The organism is Pedobacter sp. CG_S7 (assembly GCF_040544395.1).
GTDB lineage: Bacteria > Bacteroidota > Bacteroidia > Sphingobacteriales > Sphingobacteriaceae > Pedobacter.
Genome location: NZ_JBEONS010000085.1, coordinates 1 through 2,934 on the forward strand (window position 1 = coordinate 1; position 2,934 = coordinate 2,934).

Annotated in this window: 3 protein-coding genes; all 3 read left to right on the forward strand. The window is 35.8% G+C overall.

The window, feature by feature from the left end; genetic code table 11:
* Positions 1-1,184, forward strand: a 1,184-nt coding sequence (locus AAKU52_RS17240; RefSeq protein WP_354335859.1) for an outer membrane beta-barrel family protein, incomplete at its 5' end; no start/stop codon positions are given.
* A 120-nt stretch (positions 1,185-1,304) separates the two neighbouring features.
* A complete protein-coding gene (locus AAKU52_RS17245; RefSeq protein ID WP_354335861.1) occupies positions 1,305-1,676 on the forward strand; it encodes a hypothetical protein in 372 nt (123 codons plus the stop codon).
* Positions 1,677-1,949: 273 nt separating this feature from the next.
* Positions 1,950-2,831: an alpha/beta hydrolase family protein gene (locus tag AAKU52_RS17250; protein WP_354335863.1), complete on the forward strand. Its 882-nt coding sequence runs from the start codon at positions 1,950-1,952 to the stop codon at positions 2,829-2,831.
* The last annotated feature ends 103 nt before the right edge of the window (positions 2,832-2,934 follow it).

The window sequence follows — 2,934 nt, forward strand, 5'->3', positions numbered from 1 at the left end:
TGCATCATTGTTGCCGATTATCCTGCACTATTGTTGCCAATTATTGTGTATTACTAATTGCCATTTTCTCTGCAGTTTTATTTACCGATTACACCAACTCTTTAACCTTAAATTTAGGAGCTAAATATAACACTTCTGATACAGACAATGATATTACCTATTTCTCCGGGCCCGGAGTTGATACGCCAATTGATAATTTAAGGTCAAATCGGTATAAGTATGATGAAAGAATTTTCGCATTCTATGGCAGCTTTGCTAAAGATTGGAATAAATGGGGATTAAAGATGGGAATACGTGTGGAGAATACCAATTATAATGGTAATTCGGTGACCACTAGCGAAGATATATCATTTGATAGATGGAGTATATTTCCTTCTTTTTTTCTGCAAAATAAAATTAATGAATCAAATTCGTTGACGCTTTCTTATTCAAGAAGTATCAGTAGGCCATCATATAAGTTGTTAAACTCATTTGAAAACATTCAAAATCCTTTTTATATAGAAACCGGCAACCCATTCTTATTGCCCTATTTCACTCATAAAGCCGAACTATCTTATTTGTTAAATTCAAAATATAACTTCACCATTGGATATAATAGAACTACTAACGGCATAAACAATGTTTATTCAAATGAGGGGCCAGTGATTATCTCCAGTTATGCCAATGTCAATGATAATGACAATATGTTTTTATCTACAGGTCTACCAGTTAAGTTCTTAAAGTGGTGGGAAGTTAACACAATGCTCACACTCAGGTATACCAGGTTAAACGTCAAAGTGCCTAATTTTTTCCGTGTCAAAGAAAAGTTTTCTCAGGATATATGGATTAGTAATAAATTTAGATTTGATAACGGCTTTTTTGTAGAGATTAGCGCCCGGTACGGCAGAAATCAATTTCTTGGAATATATGACTGGAAACCCCAAGGAAACATTGATCTGAATTTCAAAAAGAGCCTTCTAGATGATAAGTTATCAATGACACTAGTTTTTTCAGACCCTTTTAATCTGAGAAAAATCGGGTGGAAGGTAGACGAATTAGAATTCAGCAGGGATGTCAATTATTCACTTCCTACTAGATTTGTATCATTTGGGATGTCTTATAACTTCTCCAGTGGGAAAAAGAAGGTAAATAAGGAAAACATAAATAGGCAGGATCAGGACGAAAGAGGACGGTTAAATAATTGATTTAATGCTTACACATCATAGAATAATTAATATTGAAATCTCAATTATAAAGATATTAAAAGTTGCAATTGATTCATTATAAAGTAAATGTAATAACCATTCACACCTATTAAATCTAATATGATAAGTATTAAACATTACGTCATTTTTGGAGCTTTGCTATTTCCGCAACAGAATTACACCAGAAATTGGGAAGGTAGTGATTTACCAGGTCATAGTTTTGCCAAGTTCGAGCACTTCAATGGAAAGCAAGACTTTAAGATAAAGCTGGATAAAAATGACAGCTTTGTTTTTACCTATAAAACAACTTTGAAAAATGGAGCACTTCATTTGGAAGTTAAGTCTCCAAGTAAAACTGTGTTAAGTAAAAATCTTAGCGGTTCAAGTGCAGGAGTACTTAAAATCTTAAACTCCAGAGGTGAGAAGTACAAATTTATATTTAAAGCTAAAAAGGCTAGTGGCAGTTTTGATGTTACCTATAAAAAACTTTAATGTAAGCTGTTTATAAAAAGTAAGGTTAGCGGGATGGTTAGACAAACAATATTAATATTCCACCTTTAAATGATAATGTATTCTGCCATACCTTGGCTAGATAGTCGCCCAACGAGTAGGAGTGTAACCTCATCGGTTATTATGTTGTCTTACGTTAGAAGATCTAGACAAAAAGATTAGTCTATCACTACTTTCATCATTTCAGTTTTTCAAAAGAGAGGGGGGACCTACAGAACTATTACCTATGATTAATAACAACTTAAACCACCAACAATGAAACTACATTTACTATTGTTGGTTTGCTGTCTCAGCCTGAGATCATTCGCACAAAACACTCCTGATCCTGTTAAAAGGGAAGATTTCCAGACAGAACTTGTTAAGTTCAATAGTGGCGGTGTTATTTTGAAAGGTTCTGTTTTTATACCCAGGCATACTGTTGCGGCGCTGGTCCTGGTCCATGGATCTGGCCAGGAAACCAGAATGAGTAATTTAGCTTTACAGTTAGCTAAAAACGGCATTGCGGTATTGACCTACGACAAACGCGGTGTGGGGAAGTCTGGGGGAAAATATGCAGGACCGGAAGTCGGAACCAATAACATCGATTCTTCCAATTTGAACCTACTAGCTTCAGATGCTAGCGCCGCCACTGATGAACTCTTAATTCATCTGACCACTAAACGTATACCGGTGGGTTTAATGGGATTTAGTCAGGCTGCCTGGGTAATTCCTCTAGCAGCAGAAAAAAATAAGAAGGTTAAATTTATCACGTTATTCAGTGGACCTGTAGTTACAACCCTTGAACAACTGCGGTTTCAGTTTTATACGAATGGCAATTTAAAATTCTGGGAAACACATAGCGAAACTGATGCACGTGAACATATAAGTAATGACCTTGACAAGTATAAGTTTGCGCCGACCGATCCTCGTGAAGCACTTTCATTGCTCTCAATTCCTGGGCTCTGGCTCTATGGAGGGAAAGATATACAAGCTCCAGTTGGTTTATCCATAGAACGAATCAATGCTCTTAGAGCAACAGGCAAGCCATATAAGTATAAGTTGTTCCCAGAATTGGGCCATAATACTGCTTTCTCAAAATCAAAGGAGCCAATTAACTTTGCTATTCAATGGATTAAGTCAATCGGTAGGGGCAGGTAAGGACAATAAAAGACCGTTGCAAAAGCAACAAGTCAGAATTATATTAACTTTTTGGATTTTTTGTTTTTTTAGTTTTGGGTTTTTTCGACCAAAAGTGTCGAAT

Excerpts from the sequence above, each read along its gene's own strand:
- AAKU52_RS17245 (WP_354335861.1), top strand. The coding sequence starts at position 1,305 with ATGATAAGTATTAAACATTACGTCATTTTTGGAGCTTTGCTATTTCCG.
- AAKU52_RS17250 (WP_354335863.1), top strand. The coding sequence starts at position 1,950 with ATGAAACTACATTTACTATTGTTGGTTTGCTGTCTCAGCCTGAGATCA.